Raw genomic sequence first — 12,618 nt, 5'->3', positions numbered from 1 at the left:
CGTATGTCTACAGAAATTACCTACGATGGCGTCGAACAATTGCCAATGCGCAAGTTCACTGAAGACGCTTATCTGAACTACTCAATGTACGTAATCATGGACCGCGCCTTGCCATACATTGGTGATGGCTTAAAGCCGGTTCAACGACGCATCATTTATGCGATGTCAGAGCTTGGTCTCTCTGCATCAGCAAAATACAAAAAATCTGCACGTACCGTTGGTGACGTGCTAGGTAAATACCATCCGCACGGTGATTCAGCGTGTTACGAAGCGATGGTATTGATGGCTCAGCCATTCTCTTACCGCTATCCATTAGTGGATGGTCAAGGTAACTGGGGTGCGCCAGATGATCCGAAATCATTTGCGGCAATGCGTTATACCGAAGCAAAACTGTCTAAGTTTGCTGAAGTATTGCTTGGCGAACTTGGTCAGGGCACGGTTGAATGGCAACCTAACTTTGATGGCACAATGAAAGAGCCACAAATGTTGCCAGCACGTCTGCCTCACATCCTACTTAACGGTGTAACCGGCATTGCCGTTGGTATGGCAACAGACATCCCACCGCACAACGTTCGTGAAATCGCAGATGCGACTATTCATTTGATCGACAACCCGAAAGCAGAACTGCCAGATGTGATGCAGTATGTCAAAGGTCCGGATTACCCAACAGAAGCAGAAATCATCTCGCCGCAAGCGGATATCGAGAAGATTTACCGCAACGGTCGTGGCAGCATCAAAATGCGTGCGGTTTGGCACAAAGAAGGTTCTGACATTGTTATCACTTCTTTGCCTCACCAAGTATCGGGTGCCAAACTGCTTGAGCAAATCGCTAACCAGATGCGTGCGAAGAAGCTGCCAATGGTTGACGATCTTCGTGACGAATCGGATCACGAGAACCCAACGCGTATTGTTGTGGTGCCTAAGTCAAACCGCGTCGATTGTGATTTGTTGATGAACCACTTGTTCGCATCAACGGATCTTGAGCGCAGTTACCGCGTTAACTTGAACATGATTGGTTTGGATAACCGTCCTCAAGTTAAAGGTCTGGTGCAAATTCTATCTGAGTGGATCGAGTTCCGTCGTACGACTGTGCGTCGTCGTCTACAACACCGCCTAGACAAAGTCATGGCTCGTCTACACATCTTGGAAGGTTTGTTGGTTGCTTACCTCAACCTAGATGAAGTGATTGAGATCATCCGTACTGAAGACGATCCAAAAGCTGTGCTGATGGAACGCTTTGGTATTACCGATATCCAAGCGGATGCAATTTTAGATACCAAACTTCGTCATCTAGCAAAACTAGAAGAGATGAAGATCCGTGGTGAGCAAGACGAGCTAGAGAAAGAGCGTGAGAAGCTAGAACAGCTACTCGGTTCTGAGCGTCGTCTGAACACACTACTGAAAAAAGAAATCAAAGCAGACGCAGAGAAATACGGTGATGACCGTCGCTCTCCAATGGTTGAGCGTGCAGAAGCAAAAGCGCTGACTGAACGTGACCTCGTACCAAGTGAGCCAATCACGGTTGTGCTTTCTGAGAAAGGTTGGATTCGTCACGCGAAAGGCCATGATGTGGATGCCGAAGGCTTAAACTATAAGTCGGGTGATAAGTATTTAGCGCATGCTCGAGGTAAGAGTAATCAGCCTGCGGTATTCCTAGGTAGTGACGGTCGAAGTTACTCTCTGGAATCGCACTCACTGCCTTCTGCTCGTAGTCAAGGTGAGCCGATTACCGGTCGCTTGAATATTACGGCTGGTAGCAGTATTCGCCAAGTCATCATGAGTGAAGAAGATCAGCTGTGGCTGGTGGGCTCAGATGCAGGTTACGGCTTTGTATGTAAAGGCGCGGACTTGCTGTCTAAAAACCGCAGTGGTAAAGCGCTCGTCACTTTACCTGCCAACTCTGAGATCATGACGCCAAAAGAGATTGAAGATTTAGACTCTGATGAAATCTTAGCAATCACTAACCAAGGTCGCATGCTGCTGTTCCCAATCAAAGACTTGCCACAACTGGCGAAAGGTAAGGGGAATAAGATCATCAACATTCCTGCTGCTAAAGCAAAAGAGCGAGAAGAAGTACTATCTCACTTAATGTCTTTACCAAAAGGTGCATCGTTAACGCTGTACGCGGGTAAGCGAAAGTTGGGTCTTAAACCGTCTGACCTTGATAACTTCCGTGGCGAACGTGGTCGCCGAGGTGGGTTATTACCGAGAGGTTTGCAGCGAGTCACTCGCATTGAAGTTGAGCTAGATGATTCCGATACGACGGAAACACCGAGCGATAGCGAGTAACGCACAAATAAAAATCCCAGCCAATGGCTGGGATTTTTTATGCTTCTTGCTTGTCTTCGGCAATGGTGACTTTCAAGGTCATCTCTTTTCCTTTGCGAATGATACCGACGTCCACGGTGGTGCCAGGACGTAAATCGGTGACGATATCCATAACGCTCTGACGCCCTTGCACTTTATTGCCATCAATACTGATAATGATGTCCTGCTTTTGGAAGCCTGCCGCATTGGCTGGACCATTTGGATCAATACCAAGTACGACAATACCACCTATGTGTTCATTTCCAAGCAGGCGAGCAGTGACCGCATTAATGTCTTGGCCGTCGATTCCAATATAACCACGAATCACGCGGCCATCAGCGATGATTTTCTGCATGATCTTACTGGCTAGCGGCGCAGGGATCGCAAAAGAAATACCGTAAGTTTCTAAGTCTGTCGCTTGCTGAAAAGAGGCGGTGTTAATGCCGACGAGCTCGCCTTGTGTGTTCACTAGGGCTCCACCAGAGTTACCTTCATTGATGGCGGCATCGGTTTGAATGAATGCTTGACGACCGTCGCTAATAGATGAACGACCTGTGGCAGAAATAATGCCGAACGTTGTGGTTTGTCCAAGGTTGTATGGGTTACCGATGGCTAGTACTACGTCGCCCACTTGTGGTTTGTAATTAGAGTTCAGAGGGATTACGGGCAAATTCGAACCTTCGACACGCAGCACGGCTATATCAGTACGTTTATCTGTCCCTACGAGCTGAGCCGCTGCGGCTCTGCCGTCTTGTAATGCCACAACAATTTGATCAGCTTGAGCAACCACATGATAGTTAGTAATGATGTAGCCTTTCTCACTAACAATGACACCTGACCCCAGACCTTGAGTCGAGAGTTTATTGCGATCATTCTCAACATACTTACGGCTGTAGATGTTTACCACTGCAGGCGCTGCTCTTCGGACCGCTTGATTAAACGTCAACTCGACTGATGCGATATTAACAGGTTGAGGATCAAGCGCGGCAGGAATTACGTTGTTGCGCAAAGATGGAACCGCCAGTAATACCACTGCGGCAGTAGCCAAGCCTAAAAAGACAGAACGTAATAAAAAGCTGAGCATATCCTCTCCATGCGTGAGCGCCAAAATGGCATCGAAGATGAAGAATAGCATTACATTGAAAAATAACAAAAGGGCAGCACGTCATCGCGCTGCCCTTTTCATTAGTTATTGAGCGATAAGGAAAAGTGATCGAGACTTATCACTCAGCACTATGCATCGAAAACCTTATTTTCTATCACTTTGAAAGTGGTTAACGAATGACAAGATAAATAGTACGTTCACCACGTTGAATATTAAGAGCCAGTACACCTTTGTGTTTCTCTACGATTGTACGAAGCTCGGCAAGGTTTTTCACTCGTTGACGGTTCACACCGATAATAATGTCACCTTGTTGTAATTGATATTGAGCAGCCGGAGAGTTATCTGCAACGCTCGATACTTTAACACCTTGGATTACATCACTTGGTGTTGTATTGCTTAACTCCGCACCTTTGAGTCCCTCATGTAATGTCTCCGCTTTAGCTTTCATGTTCGTAGATTCGCCAAGCGTTACATCAAAGGTTTTATTCTTACCATCTCGAACCACACCTAATGTGATTTCTTTACCTGCGCCCAGTGTTGCCACTTTTGCGCGAAGCTCTGAGAAAGTATTAATCGCTTTGCCGTTCACCGATACAATTACGTCACCGGCTTTTAACCCTGCTTTATCGGCTGCGCTGTCCGGTACGACTTGACCAATAAAGGCCCCTTTACTTGACTCGTAACCCAATGCATCAGCTAGCTCAGAGGTTACTTCGCCACCTTGCACACCCAACATGCCGCGTTTGACTTCACCAAACTCTAGAATTTGATCAGTGAGGTTTTTCATCATGTTTGATGGAATCGCAAAGCCAATACCCACATTACCGCCATTAGGGCCTAAAATCGCAGTATTAATACCGATCAGCTCACCATTAAGGTTGACCAATGCACCACCAGAGTTACCGCTGTTAATTGCGGCATCGGTTTGGATGAAGTTTTCGAAGTTTTCAACGTTTAAGCCACTACGACCAAGGGCTGAAACAATACCCGAAGTCACAGTTTGACCGAGTCCAAATGGGTTACCAATCGCAACCGTAAAGTCACCGACACGCAGTTTGTCGGAATCCGCGACTTTAATCTGCGTTAAGTTTTTCGCTTTCTCTAATTTAAGTAACGCAACATCGGCCATTTCATCACCGCCAACGAGAGTAGCGTCATACTCGCGCCCGTCAAAGAGGCGAACTCGAATCTCATCTGCCCCCTTGATCACGTGGTAGTTAGTGACAATATGGCCTTTCTTCGCATCAATAATGACACCAGACCCTAAACCTCTGAACGGGCGCTCTCGCCTTTGTTCCATAGGAAAGTCTGGGCCAAAGAAAAATTGAAATTGCTCGGGAATGCGGCTGGTTTGTACTTGTTTACCTTCTACAGCAATACTCACAACAGCTGGGGTCACCTTCTCAAGCATTGGTGCCAAGCTAGGTAACTGTTGGCCATCCACATTCAAAGGTAATGCGGCAGTGGCTTGAACTGGGGCAATAATCGAACCCAAACTCAGAGATAGAACGGTGAGCGCAAGCAGTGGTTTTTTCATCCAATAACTCCTCTTGAAACATATCTGCCAAAAAGAAATATCCGAACGTTTCGTTCACTTTGTTAATAACTAATATAGGGTCTAGTTCGGACAATCAAAAGGGGAGGCAGTGCACATCCAAGTTAGAGCGAAGGTGAGGTGAAAAAGTTCAAAAAAGGGCCGATACAAATGTATCGGCCCTAGATAGAAGTAAGAGAGGATTATGATGCTTTTGCGGTTACCGCTTCGGGAGCATTAATGATTTCTTTCTCTTGATCCTTCAAAAGACCGGTGGCGCCATTAGCGTAGTCTTTTGGTTGTTCGTTAAACTCTGGTTGATCTTCTGCAATGGTTTCAGACGACATTGCCGTTTTCTTATCAAACGGGTTGTCTTGTTCTGGTAAGTTTGGCAAAAGCTCAGAAGATGTCTTGGCCATATGTTGGTATAGCTTGGTGTAATCTTTACCTAGGGTGTCCAACATTTCTGCGGTTTGTGCAAAGTGATCGACGAGCTCTTGACGTTGTTGCTCTAATTCAAACTTGGCCGCTTCAAGTTCTTTCTGCACAGACTTTTGTTTCTTGTATTCAGGGGTGGTTAGTCTACTAATGACTACGCCTACGATTGTACCGACCAGCAAACCCACAATGGCATAAATCCAAGGCATAACTGCTCCTTATAGTTGTTTTAACAAGTCTTTTACTACTTAGTTACACGCGGTGCTCGTCCATGTTACTATGGCTTGAACAGCCGATAAAGAAAAATAGCAGTATGTCTTCGGGGACTGATAACTACTTCTCTCTATTCTCAAAGTTGACCCCGAGGTAACCCTTTTCTCTATACCTCTATACGACTTAATACGATGACACCACTACAACAATATCAAAAAGACATAGCAGAACACGGGTTTCAGCGTGATGAAGCTCAGTATCAAGCGGTCGTTGCATTAGACAAGCTTTACCATGCTATCGTTGAATTTCAGTCAGCGCCTGTTCCTCAGCTTTCCAAATGGCAAAAGCTAATGGGGAAAAAAATCGACAAGCCTGAACCACCAAAAGGTCTTTACTTTTGGGGTGGGGTCGGTCGCGGTAAAACCTACCTTATGGATGCATTTTTTGATGCTTTACCGACCCAAAGAAAAATGCGCGTCCACTTCCATCGATTTATGTATCGAGTACATGATGAGTTGAAGCTGTTAGGTGATGTGGAAAATCCGCTATCAAAAGTGGCGGATAAATTTAAAGAAGAAGCCGATGTGGTTTGCTTTGATGAATTTTTTGTTTCCGACATTACTGATGCGATGATCCTCGCAACGCTACTTCAAGAAATGTTCAAGCGGCAGATGATCCTAGTCGCGACTTCAAACATCGAGCCGCAGAACTTATATCGTAACGGTTTGCAAAGAGCGCGCTTTTTGCCCGCGATCGATATGATTTTGGCACGTTGTGAAGTGTTGAATGTCGATAGTGGCGTTGATTATCGCTTAAGAACGTTAGAACAGGCTGAAATATACCATTACCCGCTTGATGAGCAGGCTAGCATAAACCTTAACAAATATTATCAGCAGCTGACTGGAGAGCGTCAGTTTGTTGCTCATCAAATCGAAGTTAACCACCGTCAACTAGCGGTGATTGAAGCAAGCGACGGGGTGCTGCATGCGTCGTTTGCTCAGTTGTGTCAAACTGCTCGCAGTCAAAATGACTACATTGAATTGTCTCGTATTTACCACACGGTATTACTGGCAGATGTTCAACAAATGAACCGAAAAATCGATGATGCGGCGAGACGCTTTATCGCGCTGGTCGATGAGTTTTACGAGCGCAATGTTAAGTTGATTATTTCTGCTGAAGTGCCAATGGCCGACTTATATACTGACGGGCAGTTAGAGTTCGAATTTAAGCGCTGTTTGTCTCGGCTTACTGAGATGCAAAGTCATGAGTATCTCGCGCGTGAACATTTGGCCTAGATCCAATGGATTCTTAAAAAAGTGAAGAAAAAATTAGTGATTTGGCGCAAAAAAAGGTGATTTTTTCTTCGCTCTTCTCTATAATCCTGCGACCCACCGTTACTGCAGACCTGATTATCGAAGTTATTTCGAAATTGAAGGTCGAGAGTACCAACGACTCGAAGGGGTGATGACTGGGCTCTTAGACAGTGTGGGAGCACTATTGGGTGTTCCTTTAAAGTTTAAAATTTAATTAACGGGTTATTGTTAGCATGAAAACTTTCGTTGCTAAACCAGAAACTGTAAAACGCGACTGGTACGTTGTAGACGCTGAAGGTAAAACTCTTGGCCGTCTAGCAAGTGAAATTGCATCTCGCCTACGTGGCAAACATAAAGCTGAATACACTCCTCACGTTGACACTGGTGATTACATCATCGTTATCAACGCTGAGAAAGTTGCTGTAACTGGTAACAAAGCTAAGAACAAAGTGTACTACCGTCACTCTGAATTCCCAGGTGGTCTAAAATCTATCACTTTTGAAAAGTTGATCGATCGTAAACCTGAGATGGCTCTTGAGCTTGCAGTTAAAGGCATGCTTCCACGTGGTCCTCTAGGCCGTGCTATGTACCGTAAGCTAAAAGTTTACGCGGGCGCTGAGCACAACCATGTTGCTCAACAACCACAAGTACTAGACATCTAATTGGGGATTTCGAAAATGGCAGAGAATCAATACTACGGCACTGGCCGTCGCAAAAGCTCAGCTGCACGTGTTTTCATTAAACCAGGCAGCGGTAACATTGTAGTAAACAAGCGTAACCTTGACGAATACTTCGGTCGTCCAACAGCACGTATGGTTGTACAACAACCTCTAGAGCTAGTTGAACTAACTGAAAAGCTAGACCTTTACGTAACAGTTAAAGGCGGCGGTATTTCTGGTCAAGCTGGTGCTATCCGTCACGGTATCACTCGCGCGCTTATGGAATACGATGAGTCTCTACGTCCTGCTCTACGCGCAGCTGGCTACGTTACTCGTGACGCTCGTTGCGTTGAACGTAAGAAAGTTGGTCTACGTAAAGCACGTCGTCGTCCACAGTTCTCTAAGCGTTAATTTCCTCTTATCGGGAATTATGCTTTTCAGAGTTACTCTGGAAACTGTGTACCAAAAGCTCGGCTCTATGCCGGGCTTTTTTGTATTTAAAGACATCATACTTGTCTTCAAGCAACGAACAGTCTTCATTTATCATCACATTCCGAGTAGGCCTTCTTATTCGTCCTCTTCGTCGAAAGGTTGCCAGTGCCGTTTTATATGTGTGCCTTATTTAATCGCGACTCACCACGCTTTCTCTTGCGATGCAGCATAGATGTATTCATCAGCAAGAATGTCTTTGTATCTTATTCTCCCTGTAACATGTTTTAAAATGACTTACGCTCCTTTTTGAGCATTCTGCGTGCTACAAAATTGAAAATATAAACACAGCAAGCTGAACGCGTAATACGAAATATTTCTCTGTGTAATTAACTGAAAACTACCAAGATAAAAGGTTTTATCCGCTTTCAGCGGGGCTTCTATGTGGTGCTTTCTTGTTACAAATCACATCAATTTTTTATAATTCTGCCGCTTTTGTGACGACGCGAGCGATTTGCCTCACAAATGTTACAAAAAGGTAGCTTTATCTTGTCAAAAAGTAGGGTTTTCTTTATCATTTCCCTCCAATAAATAGAACTAAATTCATTATTTGTTAGCCATGCTCTTATAAGCGGAATAATAACGATCCAAAGGGAGCAAATGGGAGAATGTTTGGATGAGCAACGCGCCTTTAAATAACGGTCGCAGGCGTTTTCTAACCGCTACAACGGCAGTTGTTGGTGGGTTAGGGGCAGTCGCCGTCGCCGTGCCTTTTATCAAATCATGGAATCCGAGTGCTAAAGCCAAAGCGGCGGGCGCACCGGTTGAAGTGGATATAAGTAAAATTGAACCAGGTCAGCTGGTTCGTGTTGAGTGGCAGGGAAAACCTGTATGGATTGTTCGCCGCACTCAAAGCGTTCTGGATAACTTAAAATCGATCGGTGATAAGCTTCGCGATCCACAATCTGAAATGGAGCAGCAGCCTGAGTACGCTCAGAATGAGTTTCGTTCGATTAAGGAAGAGTTTTTCGTCGCAGTTGGTTTCTGTACCCACTTAGGTTGTTCACCAACCTATCTACCTGACTCTTTCTCAGAGCAGGTGCAGGGCGTAAGATCTGGCTTCTTCTGTCCTTGTCATGGTTCTAAGTTCGACATGGCTGGTCGAGTGTTCCAAGGAGTACCTGCTCCGTTGAACCTTGTCGTTCCTAAGCACATGTATTTGAGCGATACCAAGCTCATTGTGGGTGTTGATGAGGGAGATGCATAATGCAAGCAATGTTAGATTGGGTTGAAAAGCGTATTCCTGCAATGAATGCTTATAAAAAGCATTTGTCTGAATACCCAATGCCTAAGAACTTCAACTTTTGGTACCTTTTCGGTTCTCTGGCGATGCTGGTTCTTGTTAACCAAATCCTAACGGGTATTTGGCTAACGATGAACTATGTTCCTTCAGGTGACGGTGCATTTGCGTCTATCGAATACATTATGCGTGATGTAGAGTACGGTTGGCTTCTGCGTTACATGCATTCCACTGGCGCGTCAGCGTTTTTCGTTGTTGTGTATCTTCACATGTTCCGTGGTTTGATCTACGGTTCATACCAAAAACCTCGTGAACTATTGTGGATCTTCGGTATGTTGATCTTCTTAGTTCTCATGGCTGAAGCGTTCATGGGTTACCTACTTCCATGGGGTCAGATGTCATACTGGGGTGCGCAGGTAATCATTTCCCTGTTTGGTGCTATTCCTGTTATCGGTGATGACCTAACGCTTTGGATTCGTGGTGACTACATCATCTCTGGTGCAACGCTAAACCGTTTCTTCGCACTACACGTTATTGCACTGCCTATCGTTTTGCTTCTTCTTGTCGTTTTGCACGTATTGGCGCTGCACGAAGTAGGCTCAAACAACCCGGATGGTATCGAAACTAAGCTGCCAAAAGGCTCAATGGGCGACGATTACAAAACGCAATTCAAGTTCCACGATTACTACACGAAGAAATATGACATCATTGATTCGATTCCTTTCCATCCGTACGGCACGGTTAAGGACTTGGTCGGTGTTGCTGGTTTCTTGTTCTTCTTCTGTTACGTGCTGTTCTTTAACCCAGAAATGGGTGGGTACTTCCTTGAGCCGCCTAACTTTGAAGCTGCAAACCCATTGAAGACACCAGAGCATATTGCTCCGGTATGGTACTTCACGCCGTTCTACGCAATCCTACGTGCGGTTCCAGACAAACTATTAGGTGTTATCCTAATGGGTGCGTCCATTGCAGTGCTGTTTGTTCTACCTTGGTTGGATCGTTGTAAAGTTCGTTCATACCGTTACCGTAGCAAACTTCATCTATTGAATATTGTACAGTTCACTATCGCCTTTATCGCTCTAGGTATTTTAGGTGCGTTACCAGCGACACCAACGTACACACTACTATCTCAGATCTTTAGCTTGTGTTACTTCATGTTCTTTGTGTTGCTGTTCTTCTACAGCAAAAATGAAGCAACCAAACCATTACCAGAGAGGGTGACATTCAAATGAAGAAGTGGATTGTAATTCTATTTGCTATGTTGCCATCACTAGCGATGGCAGCTGGGGCCAATGTTCCGCTGGATAAAGCGAATGTTGACCTTACGGATAAAGCTTCGCTACAAAACGGCGCGAAGTTGTTCATGAACTACTGTTTTGCTTGTCACTCTACGCAATACCAGCGTTACGAGCGTGTAGCAACAGACTTGGAAATTCCAACAGACTTAATGAAAGAAAACCTGATTTTCAATCCTGAAGCGAAAATCGGTGATCTAATGGTCAATGCTATGCCACCGAAGCAAGCTGCAAACTGGTTTGGTGCTCCACCACCAGATCTTACGTTGGTTGCACGAGTTCGTGGTGCTGATTGGTTATATACTTACTTACGCTCTTTCTATGTTGATCCATCTCGTCCATTCGGCGTGAACAATATCGTCTTCCCGAGTGTTGGTATGCCGCATGTGCTTGAAGAGCTACAGGGCATCCCGACGCCGATTTACGATACGAAAATCGTAGATGGCGAAGAAGTACAAGTTGTTGTTGGTACTGAAACCGATGGCACGGGTGAGCTGAGTGAAGGCGAATATGACAAAGCGGTTGGCGATCTCGTTAACTTCTTAGTTTATTCAGGTGACCCAGTGCAGCTTGAGCGTCACGCTCTAGGCTGGTGGGTAATGGGCTTCTTAGTGCTTCTAACCATCGTTGTTGTGATGCTCAAGAAAGAGTATTGGCGCGATGTGCATTAATTGTGCTAAAATACCGTGCTAATTCCCAATTTTAATTGATGTACAATGGAGGCTTAGCCTCCATTGTTTTTATTTGTAAGTGTACTGGAGGGCTCCATGGCTGTAGCTGCCAATAAACGTTCTGTGATGACTCTTTTCTCAAGTGCATCAGATTTGTATAGCCATCAGGTTCGCATTGTACTAGCTGAAAAAGGCGTAAGTGTTGAAGTTGAGCTTGTTGACGAAGCAAACCTTCCTGCTGAGCTTGTTGAGCTAAACCCATATAAATCAGTGCCAACTCTTGTTGACCGTGAGCTAGCTCTTTACGATTCAAAAATCATCATGGAGTACTTGGACGAGCGTTTCCCTCATCCACCTCTAATGCCGGTTTACCCTGTTGCTCGTGGCAACAGCCGCTTGATGATGTACCGTATCGAACGCAACTGGTATTCACTCGCTGAAAAAGTGATGAAAGGTAATGCGGAAGAATCAGAAAAAGCACGCACAAAGCTGCGTAATGATCTTCTGACGTTAGCGCCAATTTTTGCTGAATATGAGTACTTCATGAGCGAAGAATTCAGCTTGATCGATTGTTACCTAGCTCCACTATTGTGGCGTTTGCCTCAACTTGGTATCGATCTTGTTGGCCCTGGTTCAAAAGAAATCAAGGTATACATGAACCGCGTATTTGAACGTGATTCGTTCCTTGCTTCTTTGACTGAAGCTGAACGTGAAATGCGCCTAGTTCGTTAAGCGATTTAAAACACGTTATGGATATTGCAAAAATGACTGCTCGCCGCCCGTATATGCTTCGCGCATTTTACGACTGGTTAGTAGACAATGACTTGACTCCTCACTTGGTTGTGGATGCAACAATGCCAGGGGTGCGTGTCCCGGTTGAATTTATTCAAGATGGTCAAATTATTTTGAATATTGCGCCACGTGCAGTGGGTAATCTTGAGTTAGGTAATGATGCGATTACCTTCCATGCTCGCTTTAGCGGTCGTCCGCACTCAGTGATTGTGCCTGTGTATGCTGTTCAAGCTATTTATGCACGTGAGAATGGTGCTGGTACTATGTTTGAACCAGAAGAAGCGTACACTCACATCGAAGAAGAAGCGATGACCGAGGAAGAATCATCCCCATCGTTCACAACGGTTAGCGATGAGCCTTCTGAATTAGTTTCTGATTCAGATGCCGAAGAGGACGATGCTCCTCGACCAAAAGGCAAACCAAGCTTAAGAGTGATTAAATAATAAAAAAGCAGCGTAACGCTGCTTTTTTCTTTTTAACTTTTGTGTGCCGTCCTAAATAAGGTTGACACTTTCCACCCCCAAAATTGGAGAGTGTTATGAAATCAACAACTAAAAGAACT

At 45.1% G+C, this 12,618-nt stretch carries 12 protein-coding genes; 9 read left to right on the top strand and 3 right to left on the bottom strand.

Translation table 11 applies throughout. The annotated features are described in order from the left end of the window. Positions 1–3 precede the first annotated feature (3 nt). Positions 4–2,289 carry a DNA topoisomerase IV subunit A gene (gene parC / locus R7Q47_RS19725; protein WP_017633605.1) on the top strand — a complete coding sequence of 762 codons (2,286 nt, stop codon included), beginning with the start codon at positions 4–6 and terminating at the stop codon, positions 2,287–2,289. Between the two features lie 37 nt (positions 2,290–2,326). Here the strand turns inward: parC and degS are convergent, their stop codons facing one another. The 3 genes from degS to zapG all read right to left on the bottom strand — a co-directional run bounded on the left by degS (position 2,327) and on the right by zapG (position 5,593). Then, positions 2,327–3,391 carry an outer membrane-stress sensor serine endopeptidase DegS gene (gene degS, locus R7Q47_RS19720; protein WP_213877071.1) on the bottom strand — a complete coding sequence of 355 codons (1,065 nt, stop codon included), beginning with the start codon at positions 3,389–3,391 and terminating at the stop codon, positions 2,327–2,329. Positions 3,392–3,581: 190 nt separating this feature from the next. Beyond that, positions 3,582–4,949 (bottom strand): Do family serine endopeptidase, encoded by a 1,368-nt coding sequence (locus tag R7Q47_RS19715; protein ID WP_025768400.1) that lies wholly within the window; start codon positions 4,947–4,949, stop codon positions 3,582–3,584. A gap of 200 nt (positions 4,950–5,149) precedes the next feature. After that, positions 5,150–5,593, bottom strand: a complete 444-nt coding sequence (gene zapG / locus R7Q47_RS19710) for a Z-ring associated protein ZapG (RefSeq protein ID WP_005379861.1) — start codon at positions 5,591–5,593, stop codon at positions 5,150–5,152. 195 nt (positions 5,594–5,788) lie between these two features. On the opposite strand from zapG, the gene zapE reads away from it, so the two are divergent. The 8 genes from zapE to sspB all read left to right on the top strand — a co-directional run bounded on the left by zapE (position 5,789) and on the right by sspB (position 12,499). Next, positions 5,789–6,892, top strand: a complete 1,104-nt coding sequence (gene zapE, locus R7Q47_RS19705; protein ID WP_005387411.1) for a cell division protein ZapE — start codon at positions 5,789–5,791, stop codon at positions 6,890–6,892. Between the two features lie 251 nt (positions 6,893–7,143). Continuing rightward, positions 7,144–7,572: a 50S ribosomal protein L13 gene (gene rplM, locus R7Q47_RS19700; RefSeq protein WP_005372872.1), complete on the top strand. Its 429-nt coding sequence runs from the start codon at positions 7,144–7,146 to the stop codon at positions 7,570–7,572. A gap of 15 nt (positions 7,573–7,587) precedes the next feature. Next, positions 7,588–7,980 carry a 30S ribosomal protein S9 gene (rpsI, locus tag R7Q47_RS19695; protein WP_005372876.1) on the top strand — a complete coding sequence of 131 codons (393 nt, stop codon included), beginning with the start codon at positions 7,588–7,590 and terminating at the stop codon, positions 7,978–7,980. 694 nt (positions 7,981–8,674) lie between these two features. Then, positions 8,675–9,265 carry a ubiquinol-cytochrome c reductase iron-sulfur subunit gene (petA, locus tag R7Q47_RS19690; protein ID WP_005372877.1) on the top strand — a complete coding sequence of 197 codons (591 nt, stop codon included), beginning with the start codon at positions 8,675–8,677 and terminating at the stop codon, positions 9,263–9,265. Beyond that, on the top strand, positions 9,265–10,530 hold the full coding sequence (locus tag R7Q47_RS19685) for a cytochrome b (protein WP_005372880.1): 1,266 nt from the start codon (positions 9,265–9,267) through the stop codon (positions 10,528–10,530). Before petA ends, R7Q47_RS19685 begins: the two co-directional genes overlap by 1 nt. After that, a complete protein-coding gene (locus R7Q47_RS19680; RefSeq protein WP_005372881.1) occupies positions 10,527–11,264 on the top strand; it encodes a cytochrome c1 in 738 nt (245 codons plus the stop codon). Before R7Q47_RS19685 ends, R7Q47_RS19680 begins: the two co-directional genes overlap by 4 nt. Positions 11,265–11,360: 96 nt before the next feature. Then, positions 11,361–11,996: a stringent starvation protein SspA gene (gene sspA / locus R7Q47_RS19675; RefSeq protein WP_005372897.1), complete on the top strand. Its 636-nt coding sequence runs from the start codon at positions 11,361–11,363 to the stop codon at positions 11,994–11,996. A 17-nt stretch (positions 11,997–12,013) separates the two neighbouring features. After that, positions 12,014–12,499 carry a ClpXP protease specificity-enhancing factor gene (gene sspB / locus R7Q47_RS19670; RefSeq protein ID WP_005387408.1) on the top strand — a complete coding sequence of 162 codons (486 nt, stop codon included), beginning with the start codon at positions 12,014–12,016 and terminating at the stop codon, positions 12,497–12,499. Positions 12,500–12,618 lie beyond the last annotated feature (119 nt).

Source organism: Vibrio sp. Vb0349, from assembly GCF_033338975.1.
This window is presented reverse-complemented; position numbering and strand designations above follow the sequence as displayed.

What these genes read in the sequence shown, in the direction of transcription:
- parC (WP_017633605.1), top strand. Translation starts at nt 4, where the DNA reads ATGTCTACAGAAATTACCTACGATGGCGTCGAACAATTGCCAATGCGC.
- degS (WP_213877071.1), bottom strand. Translation starts at nt 3,391, where the DNA reads ATGCTCAGCTTTTTATTACGTTCTGTCTTTTTAGGCTTGGCTACTGCC.
- R7Q47_RS19715 (WP_025768400.1), bottom strand. Translation starts at nt 4,949, where the DNA reads ATGAAAAAACCACTGCTTGCGCTCACCGTTCTATCTCTGAGTTTGGGT.
- zapG (WP_005379861.1), bottom strand. Translation starts at nt 5,593, where the DNA reads ATGCCTTGGATTTATGCCATTGTGGGTTTGCTGGTCGGTACAATCGTA.
- zapE (WP_005387411.1), top strand. Translation starts at nt 5,789, where the DNA reads ATGACACCACTACAACAATATCAAAAAGACATAGCAGAACACGGGTTT.
- rplM (WP_005372872.1), top strand. Translation starts at nt 7,144, where the DNA reads ATGAAAACTTTCGTTGCTAAACCAGAAACTGTAAAACGCGACTGGTAC.
- rpsI (WP_005372876.1), top strand. Translation starts at nt 7,588, where the DNA reads ATGGCAGAGAATCAATACTACGGCACTGGCCGTCGCAAAAGCTCAGCT.
- petA (WP_005372877.1), top strand. Translation starts at nt 8,675, where the DNA reads ATGAGCAACGCGCCTTTAAATAACGGTCGCAGGCGTTTTCTAACCGCT.
- R7Q47_RS19685 (WP_005372880.1), top strand. Translation starts at nt 9,265, where the DNA reads ATGCAAGCAATGTTAGATTGGGTTGAAAAGCGTATTCCTGCAATGAAT.
- R7Q47_RS19680 (WP_005372881.1), top strand. Translation starts at nt 10,527, where the DNA reads ATGAAGAAGTGGATTGTAATTCTATTTGCTATGTTGCCATCACTAGCG.
- sspA (WP_005372897.1), top strand. Translation starts at nt 11,361, where the DNA reads ATGGCTGTAGCTGCCAATAAACGTTCTGTGATGACTCTTTTCTCAAGT.
- sspB (WP_005387408.1), top strand. Translation starts at nt 12,014, where the DNA reads ATGGATATTGCAAAAATGACTGCTCGCCGCCCGTATATGCTTCGCGCA.